Origin of the sequence: Streptomyces polyasparticus, assembly GCF_014493765.1 — a bacterium.
Lineage (GTDB): Bacteria > Actinomycetota > Actinomycetes > Streptomycetales > Streptomycetaceae > Streptomyces > Streptomyces polyasparticus.
Window position 1 is genome coordinate 386,061 of sequence record NZ_JACTVJ010000005.1, and the last position, 14,387, is coordinate 400,447.

Annotated in this window: 9 protein-coding genes; 5 read left to right on the forward strand and 4 right to left on the reverse strand. The window is 71.5% G+C overall.

The genetic code is table 11. The annotated features are described in order from the left end of the window. Nucleotides 1–11: 11 nt before the first annotated feature. Nucleotides 12–1,316 carry an ABC transporter substrate-binding protein gene (locus H9Y04_RS10160; protein ID WP_187813398.1) on the reverse strand — a complete coding sequence of 435 codons (1,305 nt, stop codon included), beginning with the start codon at nt 1,314–1,316 and terminating at the stop codon, nt 12–14. Between the two features lie 290 nt (nt 1,317–1,606). Here H9Y04_RS10160 and H9Y04_RS10165 point away from each other — a divergent pair, with 290 nt between their 5' ends. From H9Y04_RS10165 to H9Y04_RS10175, 3 genes are all read left to right on the forward strand, one after another. Next, a complete protein-coding gene (locus tag H9Y04_RS10165) occupies nt 1,607–6,355 on the forward strand; it encodes a glycoside hydrolase family 38 N-terminal domain-containing protein (RefSeq protein ID WP_187813399.1) in 4,749 nt (1,582 codons plus the stop codon). Next, a complete protein-coding gene (locus tag H9Y04_RS10170) occupies nt 6,352–7,413 on the forward strand; it encodes a LacI family DNA-binding transcriptional regulator (RefSeq protein WP_187813400.1) in 1,062 nt (353 codons plus the stop codon). Before H9Y04_RS10165 ends, H9Y04_RS10170 begins: the two co-directional genes overlap by 4 nt. A gap of 173 nt (nt 7,414–7,586) precedes the next feature. Further along, nucleotides 7,587–8,540, forward strand: coding sequence for an ROK family protein (locus tag H9Y04_RS10175; protein ID WP_187813401.1), 954 nt, complete (start codon nt 7,587–7,589; stop codon nt 8,538–8,540). Nucleotides 8,541–8,873: 333 nt separating this feature from the next. Here H9Y04_RS10175 and H9Y04_RS10180 read toward each other — a convergent pair whose 3' ends face one another. After that, nucleotides 8,874–10,415, reverse strand: a complete 1,542-nt coding sequence (locus H9Y04_RS10180; RefSeq protein WP_187813402.1) for an AMP-binding protein — start codon at nt 10,413–10,415, stop codon at nt 8,874–8,876. A gap of 276 nt (nt 10,416–10,691) precedes the next feature. On the opposite strand from H9Y04_RS10180, the gene H9Y04_RS10185 reads away from it, so the two are divergent. Both H9Y04_RS10185 and H9Y04_RS10190 read left to right on the forward strand, forming a co-directional pair. Next, nucleotides 10,692–11,528: a LuxR C-terminal-related transcriptional regulator gene (locus H9Y04_RS10185; RefSeq protein ID WP_236070742.1), complete on the forward strand. Its 837-nt coding sequence runs from the start codon at nt 10,692–10,694 to the stop codon at nt 11,526–11,528. Between the two features lie 192 nt (nt 11,529–11,720). Beyond that, on the forward strand, nt 11,721–12,371 hold the full coding sequence (locus tag H9Y04_RS10190) for a LysE family translocator (RefSeq protein ID WP_187813404.1): 651 nt from the start codon (nt 11,721–11,723) through the stop codon (nt 12,369–12,371). 44 nt (nt 12,372–12,415) lie between these two features. On the opposite strand, the gene H9Y04_RS10195 is transcribed toward H9Y04_RS10190, so the two are convergent. Both H9Y04_RS10195 and H9Y04_RS10200 read right to left on the reverse strand, forming a co-directional pair. Next, the gene (locus H9Y04_RS10195; RefSeq protein WP_187813405.1) at nt 12,416–12,931 is read right to left on the reverse strand and encodes a DinB family protein; all 516 of its coding nucleotides are present in this window, start codon (nt 12,929–12,931) and stop codon (nt 12,416–12,418) included. Between the two features lie 71 nt (nt 12,932–13,002). Then, a complete protein-coding gene (locus H9Y04_RS10200; RefSeq protein ID WP_187813406.1) occupies nt 13,003–14,130 on the reverse strand; it encodes a winged helix DNA-binding domain-containing protein in 1,128 nt (375 codons plus the stop codon). Nucleotides 14,131–14,387: the final 257 nt, after the last annotated feature.

The window sequence follows — 14,387 nt, forward strand, 5'->3', positions numbered from 1 at the left end:
TCGGGCCCGGATCAGCCGGCCTGCTGCAGGAGCTTGTCGCACTCGGCGACCGCGTCGTCCATGGCCTGCTTCGCGGACTTCTTGCCCTGCATGGCCTTGGCGACCTCGTTCTTGAGGACCGTCTTCATCTGCTCGGTGAAGACCACCGGGGTGTAGTTGACCGCGGTCTTCAGGGCCTGGGCCGCGGCCACCCGGACCCGGCCCTCGTCGGTGCCGTCGTCCTTGGTGTAGAAGTCGCTGTCCAGGCTGCCCTTGGTGGACGGGAAGATGGCGACCTGGCGGCCGAACTCCTCCTGGTTGGCGGCGTTGGTGACCCAGTGCGCGAACTCGATCGCGGCGGGCTTGACCTTGGACTGGGCGTTCACCATCAGGCCCTGGACGTACATGTTGTCCTTGCCGGTGTTGTTCACCGCGGGCGTGATGCCGATGTTCTCGTAGAGGCTCGGGGCCTCCTTCTTGTACGTCTCCAGGTCGTGCGCGCCGCCCGGGTTCATGGCGATCTGCCCCTGCTGGAACTTGCGGCCCGAGGACTCGGCGACGGCGGTCAGGGCCTGCTCGTCCAGGGCGCCCTTGTCGAAGAGCTCCTTGTACTTCTCGACGAGCTCGACGCCCTTGGCGTCGTTGAAGGTGAACTTGGTCTTGTCCGCGTTCATCAGCTCGACGCCGTAGCGGCCGAAGTCCTCGATGGCCGGGGCGTTGGACAGCATGGCGATCTTGCCCTTGCTGTTCCGGGCCATCTTGAGCGAGTCGGCGAACAGCTGGTCGTACGAGGTCGGTGGCTTCTCGGGGTCCAGTCCCGCGTCCTTGAACAGGGCCTTGTTGTAGAACATCGGGCCGGTGTTGAGGTACCAGGGGAAGGCGTACGTGCCCTTCTTGCCCGGCATCTCGTGGCCCTTCCAGGCGCCTTCGAGGTACTCGTCCTTGAACTTGGCGGCCGCCGGGTCCTCGTCGAGGTTGAGCGCGAGTCCGGCCTTGGCGAGCGGGGTCGCGAGGTCCGGGGCCACGTTCACGACATCGGGCAGCGTGCCGGCGGTGGCGTCCGCGCTCAGCTTGTCCGCGTAGCCCTCGGCGGGCTGGTCGATCCATTCGACCTCGACGTCCGGGTACTTCTTCTCGAAGCCGTCGATGACGCCCTCGAAGTAGTCCTTGAAGTTCGTCTTGAGATTCCAGGTCTGGAACTTGACCGTGCCTTCGACTTTCCCGAAGGACTCGCTGTTCCCGTCGCCGCCGGATCCGGTACCTCCGCAGGCCGTCATGACCAGGGCTGAGGTGACCGCGAAGGCGGTGGCTGTGGCGGCGCGACGGGATATCCGCATGGCCGGGGCTCCTTTGCTCGGACCGAATACCGAAAACGAAAGAAAAGCGACTGCGCCGAAATACTCGCCACGGGACCCAGGTGAAGTCAACAGATCCCTTATCCCCAAAGGGCCCGAGTTCTCGGGACGTTAGTCCATCCTGGCGCGGCGCCGAGGCTACTAATGCGCTTTAGCTCATGTCAACACCCCGGACCGGACTGCCCTCCGGCCAGCACGAAGGACCGCTTGACACAGGCCCGTTGCACCGTTCAGGGTGTGATCACTAATGCGGTTTAGGTAAGGAAGTCCCCGTGCCGGACCAGGATTTCTCCGTCCACGTCAGCGGTGTCACCGCACCCGGTCTTTTCACCGGCCACGAGAGCGCACCGCTCCAGGTCGTACGCGTACGCATCCGCCGTACGCGCCCGGCGGGCCCGCTGCGGGTTTCCGTGACCGGACCGCGCGTGAGCACCCCGCGCCCGCGCCTCCTGCGCGCCGACACGGCCGAGGCGTACGCGGGCGTGGACGCGAAGGCCGAACTCGGCGGCGCCGCGCGGCAGTCGCTCGAATCCGTGGTCGAGGTCCCCGTCCGCACCGAGGCCGCACCGGGCGAGCGACTGCCCGCCACGGCCCGGGTGCACGCCGCGAACGGCCGCCTGCTCGCCTCGTACGCCTTCGACCTCACCGTCGCCGAACCGGGCTGGACCATCCGTCTCGTCCCGCACTTCCACTACGACCCGATGTGGTGGAACACCCAGGCCGCCTACACCGCCCTATGGGACAGCCCGCTGCGCGAGGGCGAGCCGGAGAAGGGCTGGGAGTACACGGGGGTGCCGGCCTTCACGCTCGTACCGCTGCATCTGCAGCAGGCGGCGGACGACCCCGCGTACCGCTTCGTGCTCTCGGAGCTCGACTACCTCAAGCCGTTCTGGGACACGCATCCCGAACACCGCGAAGAGATACGGCAGTTGATCCGCGAAGGCCGTCTCGAGATCGTCGGGGGCACGTACAACGAGCCGTCCACGAACCTCACCACGGCCGAGACCACCGTCCGCAGCGCCGTCCACGGCCTCGGCTTCCACCGCGACGCCCTCGGCGGCGATCCACGGACGGCCTGGCAGCTGGACGTGTTCGGGCACGATCCGTCGTTCCCGTCGCTGATGGCGGACGCGGGTCTGGACTCGGCGGTGTTCGCGCGCGGGCCGCACCACCAGTGGGGTCCGATGATGGACACCTGGGGCGCGGCGCTGCGGCCGCCGAGCGCGATGCAGCTGCCCGCCGAGTACGACTGGATCGGGCCGAGCGGCCGCGGGCTGCTCCTGCACTATCTGCCGGCGCACTATTCGGCGGGCTGGTTCTCGCACAAGGCCGGGTCGGCCGAGGCCGCGGCCGAGCAACTCCTCGACCTGTACGAGCTGTTGAGGACCGCAGCGGCCACCCGCAACGTCCTGATCCCCATGGGCACCGACTTCTCCTGGCCGCACCCCTGGGGCCTGGACGTCCAGCACGCCTGGAACCGCCGCTACACCTGGCCGCGCATGGAGCACTCCGGACCGCGCGAGCACTTCGCCGCCGTACGGGCAGAGTTGGAGGAGCGCGGTGAGCGTCCACTGCCGGTGACCAGGGAGATGGGGCCGGTCTACACGGGCAAGGACGTCACGTACGCCGATGTGAAGCAGGCGCACCGGGCCGCCGAGTATCTGGTGCAGGAGGCGGAGACCTGGGCGTCGCTGGTGCACGGCCTGCTGCTGATGGAGTACCCGGCGGACGCTCTGGACAAGGCGTGGCGGCATCTGCTGCACGCGGCGCACCACGACGCGGTGACCGGCACGTTCTCGGATCAGGTGTATCTGGATCTGCTGCCGACCTGGCGCGAGGCGTATGAACTCGCCGAATCCGTACGGGAGTCCGCGCTGTCCACGATGGCGGCGGCGGTGGACACGCGGGCGCCCTGGCGGTCGGACGCCGAGGGTGTGGTGCCGGTGACGGTGTTCAACCCCGTGTCGTGGACCCGGACCGACGTGGTGCGCACGCAGGTCGACCTGGACGCGCTGGGTGTCGCGGACGCGGCGCAGATCGGGGTGCGTGGGGACGCGGGCGGGGAACCCGCTCCCGTGCTGGTGGAGCATGTGCACGACGGGGTGGCGCACGTCGCGTTCCTCGCGCGTGAGGTGCCCTCGCTCGGGCATCGGACGTGGTGGCTGGTCGGGACGGATGAGGCGGTGTCCGGCGGGTGGGGCGAGGCGGCCACCGGCAGGTCGGGCAAGGCGGCGACCGGCGGGGCGGGCGAGACGGCCACCGGCAGGTCGGGCGAGACAGGCGAGGCGACGACACGCGAGACGGGCGAGGCGGCGACCGGAGAGCAGGATGCTGAGCCCTCGTCGCAGCGCTGCCGGATCGCCAACGAGGCGTTCGCCGTCGAGGCGGACCCCGCGCGCGGCGGCGGGCTGAGCAGCGTCCGCGATCTGCGCACCGGCCGCGAGCTCCTGACGCCCGGCGAGGTGGACGAGCTGGTCGTGCAGGACGAGTACGCGGCGCACCCCTTTTTCGAGGAGGGTCCCTGGCATCTGCTGCCCAAGGGCCCGGGGACCGGATCGGGCGAGGCGCCCGCCGGGTCCGTCCGCGTGGAACGCGGTCCGCTGGGGGCGCGGATCATCGCGAAGGGCCGCACGGGTCCGGTGCGCTGGACCCGGACGACCACACTCTGGGACGGCCTCGACCGCATCGAACTCACCACGCACGTCGACGAGTTCGACGGCAGCGACCAGCTCCTGCGGCTGCGGATCCCGGCCGACGTGCCGGGCGCGCTGCCGGTGGCGGAGACGGCCGCGGCGGCGGTGGGGCGCGGGTTCGCGTTCCCCGAGACGGACACGGGGGTGGACCACACGCGGGCGCCCTGGACTCTGGACAGCCCCTGCCTGAACTGGTTCGCCCTGTCCTCGACCCTGCGGATGACCCTCACCGGACCCGACGGCCGGCCCGCCGGGGTGCGCCCGCTCGGTGCGGGCGAGATCGTGCTGCCGGATGCCGGGCTGCCGGGTTACGGGCAGCCGCTGGACGCGACCGAGGACGCTGAGCCGCTGGACGCGACCGAGGACGCTGAGCCGCTGGACGCGACCGGGGGCGTCGAGCCGTTGAGTGCGACTGGGGACGTTGAGCCGCTGAGTGCGGCCGCAGACGCACAGCCGCTCGGCGCCGGCACGGCATCCGCCGACCCGCTGGACGCCGACGCCGCCCCCGCCGACCCGCTGGACACCGACGCCGCCCCCGCCGATCCCCTCCGCGACCTCGTCATCGCCCTCGTCCGGCACGGAGTCACCACCACCCCGACCCGCGCGCAGGGCCCCCGCTGGGGCGACCTCGCCGTGGACAGCAGCCTGCCCGACTTCCGTATCGCGATCGGCGGCCCGGAGGCCAACTCGTTCACCGCGGCCGTACTCGCCGCGGCCGCACCGGAGTTCACGGACGCCGTGCGGTCGGCCCGGACACCGCTGGTCTGGATCCCCGCACGGGAGACGCTGCGGGCGGTATGGCGGCCGGGCTGTGATCTGACCGGAGTGCGGGACCTGCCCGTGGCCGTCGTGACGGACCCCTCGCTGCTGCCACGGCTCACCGAACACCTCGTACGGGAGGGAGAGTTGGCCGCCGCGCGCCCGCTCGACCTCGGCACCGACGAGGACTTCCAGGACCGTACGGTCGGCGTGCTCGTCCGCGGCACCCCGAGCTTCGCCGTGGACACGGACGGCCGGCTGCACAGCACCCTGATGCGCGCCTGCACCGGACGGCCGAGCGCCGAGTGGATGGACCCGCCGCGCCGTACCGCCCCCGATGGCTCGTCCTTCCAGCTGCAGCACTGGACCCATGTCTTCGAGCACGCGCTCGTCTCCTCGGAGGGCGACTGGCGGCAGGCCGATCTCCTGCGCAGGGGACGGGAGTTCAACCAGCCCCTTACCGCCGTCGCCGGCGCCCTGCACGACGGGCCCGCCCCCGGCGCCATGTGCAACCTCGCGGTCGAGCCGTCCGAGCGCGTCGTCGTCGAGACCGTGAAGAAGTCGACGGACGGCGAGGCCTTCGCCATCCGGCTGCGCGAGACACACGGCAAGGCGGTACGGCCCAGCCTCTACCGGGAGTTGATCGCCCCCTGCACCGAGCGGACCGGTCTGCTCGAAGAACCCTCGGGAGGCGAGCCGCCCCCGGCCCGGGACGACTTGTTCGACCTGGAGGGCGGCGCCTACGCCACCTTCCGGCTCACCCCGGAGCCCCTGCCCGGGACGAGGCGTCAACAGGAAGCCGTACAGCCCGTGTTCAGCCGCTACTGGCTGCACAACACCGGTACGGCCCCGCTGGGCGACGCCCCGTACTCGGTGCGGATCACGCCGTGCGCCCTGACCGCGCGGCCCGGATCCGAGCTGCGCACGGAGGTCGCGCTGACCGCCAACACCTCTCGCGCGGAGGGCGATCAGCTGGTCGAGGTGCTGCCGCCCGCGGGCTGGTCCGTCTCCTGGACCCGGGACACCGTACGGCTCGCGCCGGGCGGCCATGTCCGGCTGCCGCTCACCGTGCGGCCCGCGGCGGACGCGCCGAGCGGGGACCATCTCGTACGGGTGGTGGCGACGACACCCGCCGGGCAGGTCGAGGACTGTCTCACCGTGACCGTGCCGGGGGCAGTCGGGCCACCACCGGGCATCGGCATCGAAACCGGGGCCAACCGGGTGGATCTGGCACCCGGCGGCCGGGGCGAGCTGGCCGTGCGGATCCACAACGGACTCCACAGCGACCTGTACGGCGAGGCGCTCGTCGTGTCCCCGTACGGTAGTTGGGGATTCGCCAACGAGCCACGCACACCTCTGCGTCTCGATGCGCGCCAAACGACCGACCTCGTGTTCGAGCTGTCCATTCCCGTGGACACTCCGCCCGGTGTGTACTGGGTGCTGATCAAGGCCGTTTGCCAAGGGCGTATCGCCTACGGACCCGCCGTCGCCGTCCACGTGGGCGAGCGCCCCCACCGGCAGGACGGCGCCCGGCACACCACAGCACCGCACAAGGGGAACGCACCATGACACCGCAGAGCGACGGCGCCGCCCGGACGACCCCCGCGCGCAGGCCCACCATCAAGGACATCGCGCGCAGGGCCGGGGTGTCGGAGAGCGCCGTCTCCTTCGCCCTGAACGGACGGCCCGGGGTGTCGCAGGGCACCCGGGACCGTATCCACCGGGTCGCCGAGGACCTCGGCTGGCAGCCCAACAGCGCCGCGCGGGCGCTGTCCGGTGAGCGTTCGGGCTGTGTGGGCCTGGTGCTCGCGCGGCCCGCGCACACCCTCGGTGTGGAGTCGTTCTTCCTGCAGCTGGTCTCCGGCGTCCAGGAGGTGCTCGCCGCGCGGAAGGTCGCGCTGCTCTTCCAGGTCGTCGAGGACATCGAGGCCGAGTGCGCGGTGTACAAGCGCTGGTGGGCCGAGAAGCGCGTGGACGGTGTCCTGGTGGTCGACCCGCGCAGCGACGACCCGCGGCCCGAACTCCTCGAGTCGCTCGGCCTGCCCTCGGTGGTCATCGGCGCGCCCGCCGAGGGCGGCCGCCAGGTGTCGACGGTGTGGGCGGACGACACGGCCGCGATGGCCTCCGTCCTCGCCCATCTGCACGGACTCGGCCACCGGCACGTGGTGCATGTGGCGGGCCTGCCCGGGCTCGCGCACACCGAGCGCCGGATCACGTCCCTTCGTACGGAGGCGGGCCGGCTCGGGCTCACGGCGATCCGGTCCGTGACGACCGACTACTCCGACGCGGAGGGCGCTGAGGCCACGCGCCGGGTGCTCGACTCGGACGCGCCGCCGACGGCGATCGTGTACGACAACGACGTGATGGCGGTCGCCGGGGCCGCGGTCGCGGCGGAGCGCGGGATCAAGGTGCCGGGCGAACTGTCCATCGTGGCCTGGGACGATTCGGCCCTGTGCCGCGTGACGCACCCGCGGCTCACGGCGTTGGTGCGGGACACGTCGGGGTTCGGGCGGCTGGCCGCGGAGGAGCTGTTGGCTCGGCTCGACGGCGGGCCCGTGCGCAGCCTTCAGGCCGAGCTCCCTCATCTGGAGCCTCGGGAGAGTACGGGGCCGCCCGCTCGGCGGTGAGGGGTGGGTGGGTACGGTTCGCTTTCAGGTGCGGGGGGCGCCTGCGGCGGGCTTCTCTCCCCGCCCCGCCCCTTCCCGAAACCGGGGGCTTCGCCCCCGGACCCCCGCATCCGAGCTTCGCTCGGATCTGCTCAAACGCCGCAGGGGCTGAACGCCAGACAGGAGCACCACCCATGACCACCGTCGACCTTCGTCCGCCCGTCGCGTCCGACAGCGCACGCGCAGGGATCACGCTCGCCGTGGACATCGGCGGGACGAAGATCGCGGGGGCGCTCGTACGGGAGGACGGCACGCTGCTCGTCAGCGCGCGGCGTCCCACCCCGCGCGGCACCGACGGCGACGGCGTGATGGCCGCGCTCGAAGCGGTCGTCGCCGAGCTTGCCGCGGCGTCCGAGTGGGCCGGTGTGCGGCGCTGCGGTATCGGCAGCGCGGGCCCGATCGACGCCTCGCGCGGCACGGTGAGTCCGGTCAACATCGGGGCCTGGCGCGACTATCCGGTCCTGGAGCGCACTCGGGCGCTACTCGCCAGGCACGGCGCGCCCGTGCCCACCGTCCTGGTCGGCGACGGGGTCGCGATGACCGCCGCCGAGCACTGGCTGGGCGCGGCCCGCGGGCACCGCAACGCCCTGTGCATGGTGGTCTCCACCGGCGTCGGAGGCGGTCTGGTCCTCGACGGCCGGCTGCACCCCGGGCCGACCGGCAACGCCGGGCACATCGGCCACATCAGCGTCGAACTCGACGGTGAGCCCTGCCCCTGCGGCAGCCGCGGCTGTGTCGAGATCATCGCGTCCGGTACGTCGATCGCCCGGCACGCCGGTCTGGCCGACGCGGCCGCCGCGGCCGAGGCCGCACGGGCCGGCGATCCGGCCGCGCTCGCGGCCTTCGACCGTGCGGGCCGGGCGCTCGCGGCCGCGATCGCGGGCACCGCGACCCTGGTCGAGATCGACATCTGCGTCATCGGCGGCGGGGTGGCCGCGGCGGGCGATCTGCTCTTCGGCCCGCTACGGCAGCACCTGAAGTCGTATGCCGCCCTGTCCTTCGTCAGCCATCTGGAGATCACCACGGCCGCCCTGGGCACGGACGCGGGGCTCGTGGGAGCGGCTGCGGCCGCGGGGCAGCTCCTGTAGGAGCGAGACCGCGGCTGCGGACGCGGGGCAGCTCTGTAGCTGCGAGGCGGGCCCAGGGTTGTGCGGGCGAGATCGCCGCGCGTCACCGCCGGCGCGGGCACCCACGATGCGGCCGCCACGGCGAACACCGGACCGCCGAGCTGTCCGAGCGGCGTGACCGCCGTGAACGGGATACGCCGCGACAGGACCCCGCCGGCGAAGTCGACGAGGCCGTAGCAGGCGGCGGAGACCAGTGCGAGAAGGGCGCCCATCCGCTCAGGGGTGCCCCGTGGGGCGGGCGAAGCACGACGGCGTGGAGCACCCCGCACCCGCTCACCGACCGCCGCGATACGCTCAGTTGATCTGCCGCGACCGCCCTTCCCAGTACGGCTCCCGCAGCTTGAACTTCTGGATCTTTCCCGTGGCCGTCCGCGGGATCGACTCCCGGATCTCCACCGAGGTGGGCGCCTTGTAGCCCGCGATGCGCTCCTTGCAGTGGGCGATCAGCTCCGCTTCCGTGGCCTGCGCGCCCTCTTCGAGGACCACGAGGGCCTTGATGGTCTCGCCCCACTTCTCGTGCGGTACGCCGATCACCGCGACCTCGGCGACCGCCGGGTGACCGAAGAGGGTGTCCTCGACCTCGATGGACGAGACGTTCTCGCCGCCGGTGATGATCACGTCCTTCTTGCGGTCGGAGATGGTCAGATGGCCGTCGGCCTCGTCGATCACGCCGCCGTCCCCGGTGTGGAACCAGCCGCCTTCGAGGGCCGCCGCGGTCTCCTCGGGCTTCTCCCAGTAGCCGTCGAGGACCACGTTCGACTGCGCCAACACCTCGCCGGCGTCGGCGACTTGGAGACGTACACCCAATGCGGGAAGACCGGCGCGCGAGAGCTTGCGGGCGCGCTCTTCCGCGGGCAGGTCGTCGTCCTCGGGCCGGGTGCGGTTGAAGGTGAGCACCGGGGAGGTCTCGGTGAGGCCGTAGATCTGGGTGAACTCCCAGCCCAGCTCCTCCTCGACGCGCTGGATCGTACGGCTCGGCGGCGGCGCTCCCGCGCAGACGATCCGCACCTTGTCGCGGCCGGGGATCTCGCCCTGCCAGTCGGCCGCGGCGCCGAGGACCGCGTTCCACACGGCGGGCGCGCCGCACATGAGGGTCACGCCGTGCTGCTCGACCCGGCGCAGGATCTCGGCGCCGTCGACCTTGCGCAGGACGACCTGCTTGGCGCCGAGCCCCGCCATCACGAAGGGCATGCCCCAGCCGTTGCAGTGGAACATCGGCAGCGTGTGCAGGTACACGTCCCGCTCCCAGGCGCGGGTGTGCAGTCCGAAGGTGAGGCCGTTCACCCAGATGTTGCGGTGGGTGAGCTGAACGCCCTTGGGGCGCGCGGTGGTTCCCGAGGTGTAGTTGATCGTGGCGGTCGCGTCCTCGTCCGGACGGGACCAGGGCCGGGGCTCGGTGCCGAAGCGCATCAGCTCGCTCTCGGTCTCCTCGCCGAGCACGAAGCGGTGCCGTGCCTTCACGGACGCGAGCGCCTCGTCGAGTTCGGGGTCGACGAGGACCGCGGACGCACCGCTCTGCTGCACGATGTACTCGGTCTCCTCCGGCTTCAGACGGAAGTTGACCGGTACGCAGATCCGTCCGCTCATCGGCACCGCGAACAACAGCTCCAGCAGGCGTGCGGAGTTGTGGCTGACGACGGCGATCCGCTCGCCCTCCCCGATCCCCAGCGCGTCGAAGCCCGCCTGCCAGGCACGCACTCGCTCCCCGAGGCGGCCGTAGGTCGACTCCGGTACGGCGGGCGCGGGCTGGTCCGGCTCGTCGATCACCCCGGGACTGCCGGCGAAGCCCGCCTCCGCCCGGTGAAGGAAGTCCGCGACGGTCATCGGCATCCGCATGGTTCGTCTCCTGTGGTCCGGTGCGTTGGGCGGTTGTGGTCCGGTGCGTTGGGCGGGTGCGGTGCGTTCGGTGTTTGCCACGACTTCGGCGGGACATGCCGAATGTCGGCAAATCTCTACGTAGCATCCTGTGCTCAGAGGTCCGGGTCCCACCAGCCCCCAGCAGGGATGTATCACCAGCCACAGCAGGGGCGAATCCGGCGCCTCCACGGAACGAGCACGAAAGGCAGGCAGCCGGTGACGGGGTACGAGGGACAGAGAGCCGAGGCGTACGAGATGCAGTCGGCCCTCGTGCGGCTGCGCAGGGACACCGGGCTTCCGGTGGCGCTCGGCGGTCTCGTCCTCGACCGGCCGGGGGGACCTCCCGCAGCCCCGGGCCGGCGCGGGAGGCTGCGCATCGACGCGCTGAGCGGCACCTGCTCCAACGCCCTGCGGGGTGTGGCGGTCCCCTCCGGTTCGGGGCTCGGCGGCAAGGCCGTCGCCCTGGGCCGGCCCTGTGCGGTGGTCGACTACACGGAGGCGCGGCACATCAGCCACGAGTACGACGCGCTGGTCGCCGCCGAGGGGCTGCGCTCGGTGCTCGCGGTGCCGGTGATCGTCCGGCGCCAGGTGCGCGGAGTCCTGTACGGGGCGATGCGCTCGGCGCAGCCGCTCGGCGAGCGGATCCTGACGGCGGCGGTCGCGGCGGCCCGGGACGTGGAACAGGCCCTGGTCGTACGGGACGAGGCCCATGACCTCCTGATGGCGGCGCGCGAACCCGCGGCCGGGGCCGATGCCTGGGAGCGGGTACGGGAGGCGCACAGCGCGCTGCGTGCGCTCGCGCCGAGGATTTCGGACCCGCAGCTGCGGTCCGAACTTGCCGAGGTCTACGGCACGCTGGCGGCCGCGGCCGAACCCGCCGTGCGCCCGGCGCCCCAAGTGCGCCTCGCCCCGCGCGAACTGGACGTCCTCGCCTGTGTGGCGCTCGGTGCGACCAATGCGGTGGCGGCCGAACACCTCGGGCTCGGGGCGGAGACCGTCAAGGGCTATCTGCGCTCGGCGATGCGCAAGCTGGGGGCGCATTCGCGCTGGGAAGCGGTGGTGGCGGCACGGCGGGCGGGGCTCCTGCCGTAAGCCCTTCGGCGCGTCCGCCCGGCATGCCCCTTGTGACGTCCGCTCCACACGCTTCTTCCGGTGTCCGCTCCACACGCTTCTTCCGGTGTCCGCTCCACACGCTTCTTCCGGTGTCCGCTCCGCGAGACCCTGCCGTAAGGCCCTGACATTCGCGTACGCCCGTCGCCTAGCATCGCGTCGGGGGTGAGGGACATGGTGTCCATGGACCGGCTGCTCGCGTTCGCCGCGATGTCGCTGCTCGTGATCGTGATTCCGGGGCCGAGCGTGCTGTTCGTGATCGGACGGGCGCTCGCGCACGGCCGCCGCACGGCGCTCGCCACGGTGCTGGGCAATGTCGTCGGCTCGTATCTGCTCGTGGTCGCGGTCGCGTTGGGCGTCGGCACGCTCGTGGAGCGCTCGGTCACGGTGTTCCTGACGGTGAAGCTCGCGGGCGCCGCGTATCTGATGTACCTGGGGGTGCAGGCGTACCGGCACCGCAAGGACATGAAGGCCTCCGCGATCCGGGCCTCGGCCGAGAGCGGGGCGCGCCGCGGGGATCTGCGGACCGTGCTCGACGGCGTGATCGTCGGCGTGACCAACCCCAAGGGGATCGTCTTCTTCGCCGCCGTACTTCCGCAGTTCGTGGACCATTCCGCGGGCGGCCTTCCGGGTCAGATGCTGATCCTCGGCCTCGTACCGATCTGCATCGGCCTCGTCACGGACACGGCCTGGGGCCTCACCGCCTCCGCCGCCCGCACCTGGTTCGCCCGCTCCGACCGCCGCCTGTCCATGATCGGCGGCGCGGGCGGCTTCGCGATGATCGGCCTGGGCGTGACGGTGGCGGCCACGGGGCGGGCGGAGTAGGGCCGGTTCGCACGGCACTCGGGCACCGGTCCGCCCGCCCACGCTCAGGCTCCCGTCTGCCCGTCGACGAGCTCGCGGACGACATCGAGGTGCCCGTTGTGCCGGGACGTCTCCTCGATGAGGTGCAGGAGCACCCACCGCAGATCGAAGTGACGGCCGTCGCTGCCGGAACGCACAGACCTAGCGTCCAGGTCGCGTTCGGCGACCAGCCGCCGGTACCGCGCGCTCTGCTCCTCGTATGCGGCGATCAGGTCGGGCAACGGAATGCCGACCGCCGTCCGCATCTCCGGGTCCGGATCCTCGTCGGTCGCGTCGGCGAGCGGCCCCGTGAGCTCCTCCCCCAGGAACACCACCTGGAACCAGTGGTACTCGACCCACCGCAGATGGCTGATCAGCCCGCTCAGCGTCATCAGCGGCGACCCCGGCAACGGGGCCTTGCGGGCGTCCTCGGCGCTCACCCCCGTGCATTTGGCCACCGCGGTGGCGCGGGCGTAGTCGAGGAAGGTGACGAGCTGGGTGCGCTCGTCCCACGTGGCGGGTACATCGGTTCGCTGAGTCATCGCGAGGAGCTTTCCGTGCCCCGAGACGGGTGTCCACTCACAAAGGCGGCCACCGGCAGGCGGCCACCGTGTCACTGCGTGCGTACGACCTGCCCGTATCCGATGTCGTAGGGCAGCCCGAGGCCCATCGGGCCTTCGAGCAACTGGGCGGCCTCCGCCTCCAGTTCCGCCTTCTGGGACTTGGTGAGCTTGTCGAAGGGCTCGAACGTGACCGTCACCCTGTCCTTCTCCTCGGTCATGGCCCAGGTCCCGGCCAGGAAGCCGTCGATCAGGAAGACCGAGTACGCGAAGTTGCCCGCCCAGGTGCGGCCCTTGTGCTCGGGCCGTACGACGCGGCTGCGGTCCGCGTGCGAGAGCAGCAGGTTGTCGAACTCCGGCAGCAGCCTGGCCGGTGCGGGGGTGTCCGCGTCGGGGCGCGGGGCGTCCGGGAGGTCGAAGAGCTCGACGCCGTTCTCGTCACGGAAGGCCGACAGCCCGGGCCGCAGGCGCTCGAAGACCTCGCGCATCCGCGTCAGACCGCTCCAGGTCTGGAAGTCCTTCACCGAGGCCGGTCCGAAGGCACCGAGGTAGCGCAGGACCGTGTCGTCCGGGGACGCTTCCGGCTCGTCGTCCCTGCCGAGCCAGTGCGTCAGGGTCGTCAGGAAGACCCCGCCGCTCTGCCGCCACAGGCCGCGCGGGGTGATCTGCACCAGCGGCAGCAGACAGCGGGCCGCGAGGCCCAGCGCCTGCGGGTCGGCGTCCGGCCAGGTCTCCAGGAGCACTTCGCGCAGCTGCTTGAGCGTACGGGGCTGCTCCTCCACCAACTCCTTCGCCTGTACGGCCAGTTGATCGAGGTCGACACCGGCCAGACCCTTGCGGAACAGGTTCAGCTCGCGGGTCCGCGCCGGCTGGACCAACCGGCGCAGGGCCAGCGCGTCGTCCGCGGTGTGCGTGTGGATCGTGGAGCGCATGGTGACGATCCGGACGAGTTCGCGCGAGGCCATCAGGCCCGAGAACTCCTCGGGGTCGAACCCGTCGAGGCGGGCGGCCAGCGCGTAGTACGGCGGCTTGACGTTCTGCGCCTGCAGTCCGAGCAGATGCGCGACCGCGCCGGCGGGCTTCATGGTGTGCCGCCGCAGCAGCAACTGCCGTTCCAGGGTGGCGCGGTTGAGCGCACGCGTCGTGAGGACCGGGCCTTGGGCCTTCTTCGCTGCCGTCATGTTCAGCACGTTAGCGGGGCATGCGGACAGGTGCCGTCCTCAATGACCGGACCTCGGGGGATCCGGCGCGAGAACCCGGAGATCCGGCGCGAAAAATCGGTGGACGCGGCCTCGTGCCGCACGGTTCGCTTGATCCGCCGGGCGAACCGTTCGCTCCCTGTGCCCTGTCATGGAAGAGGTGTCTTGATGACCCGCCTTGCGCCGAGCGCGCCTCGCGCCCTTGCGATCCCGTTTACGTCTTTCGCGTAACCGCCGCC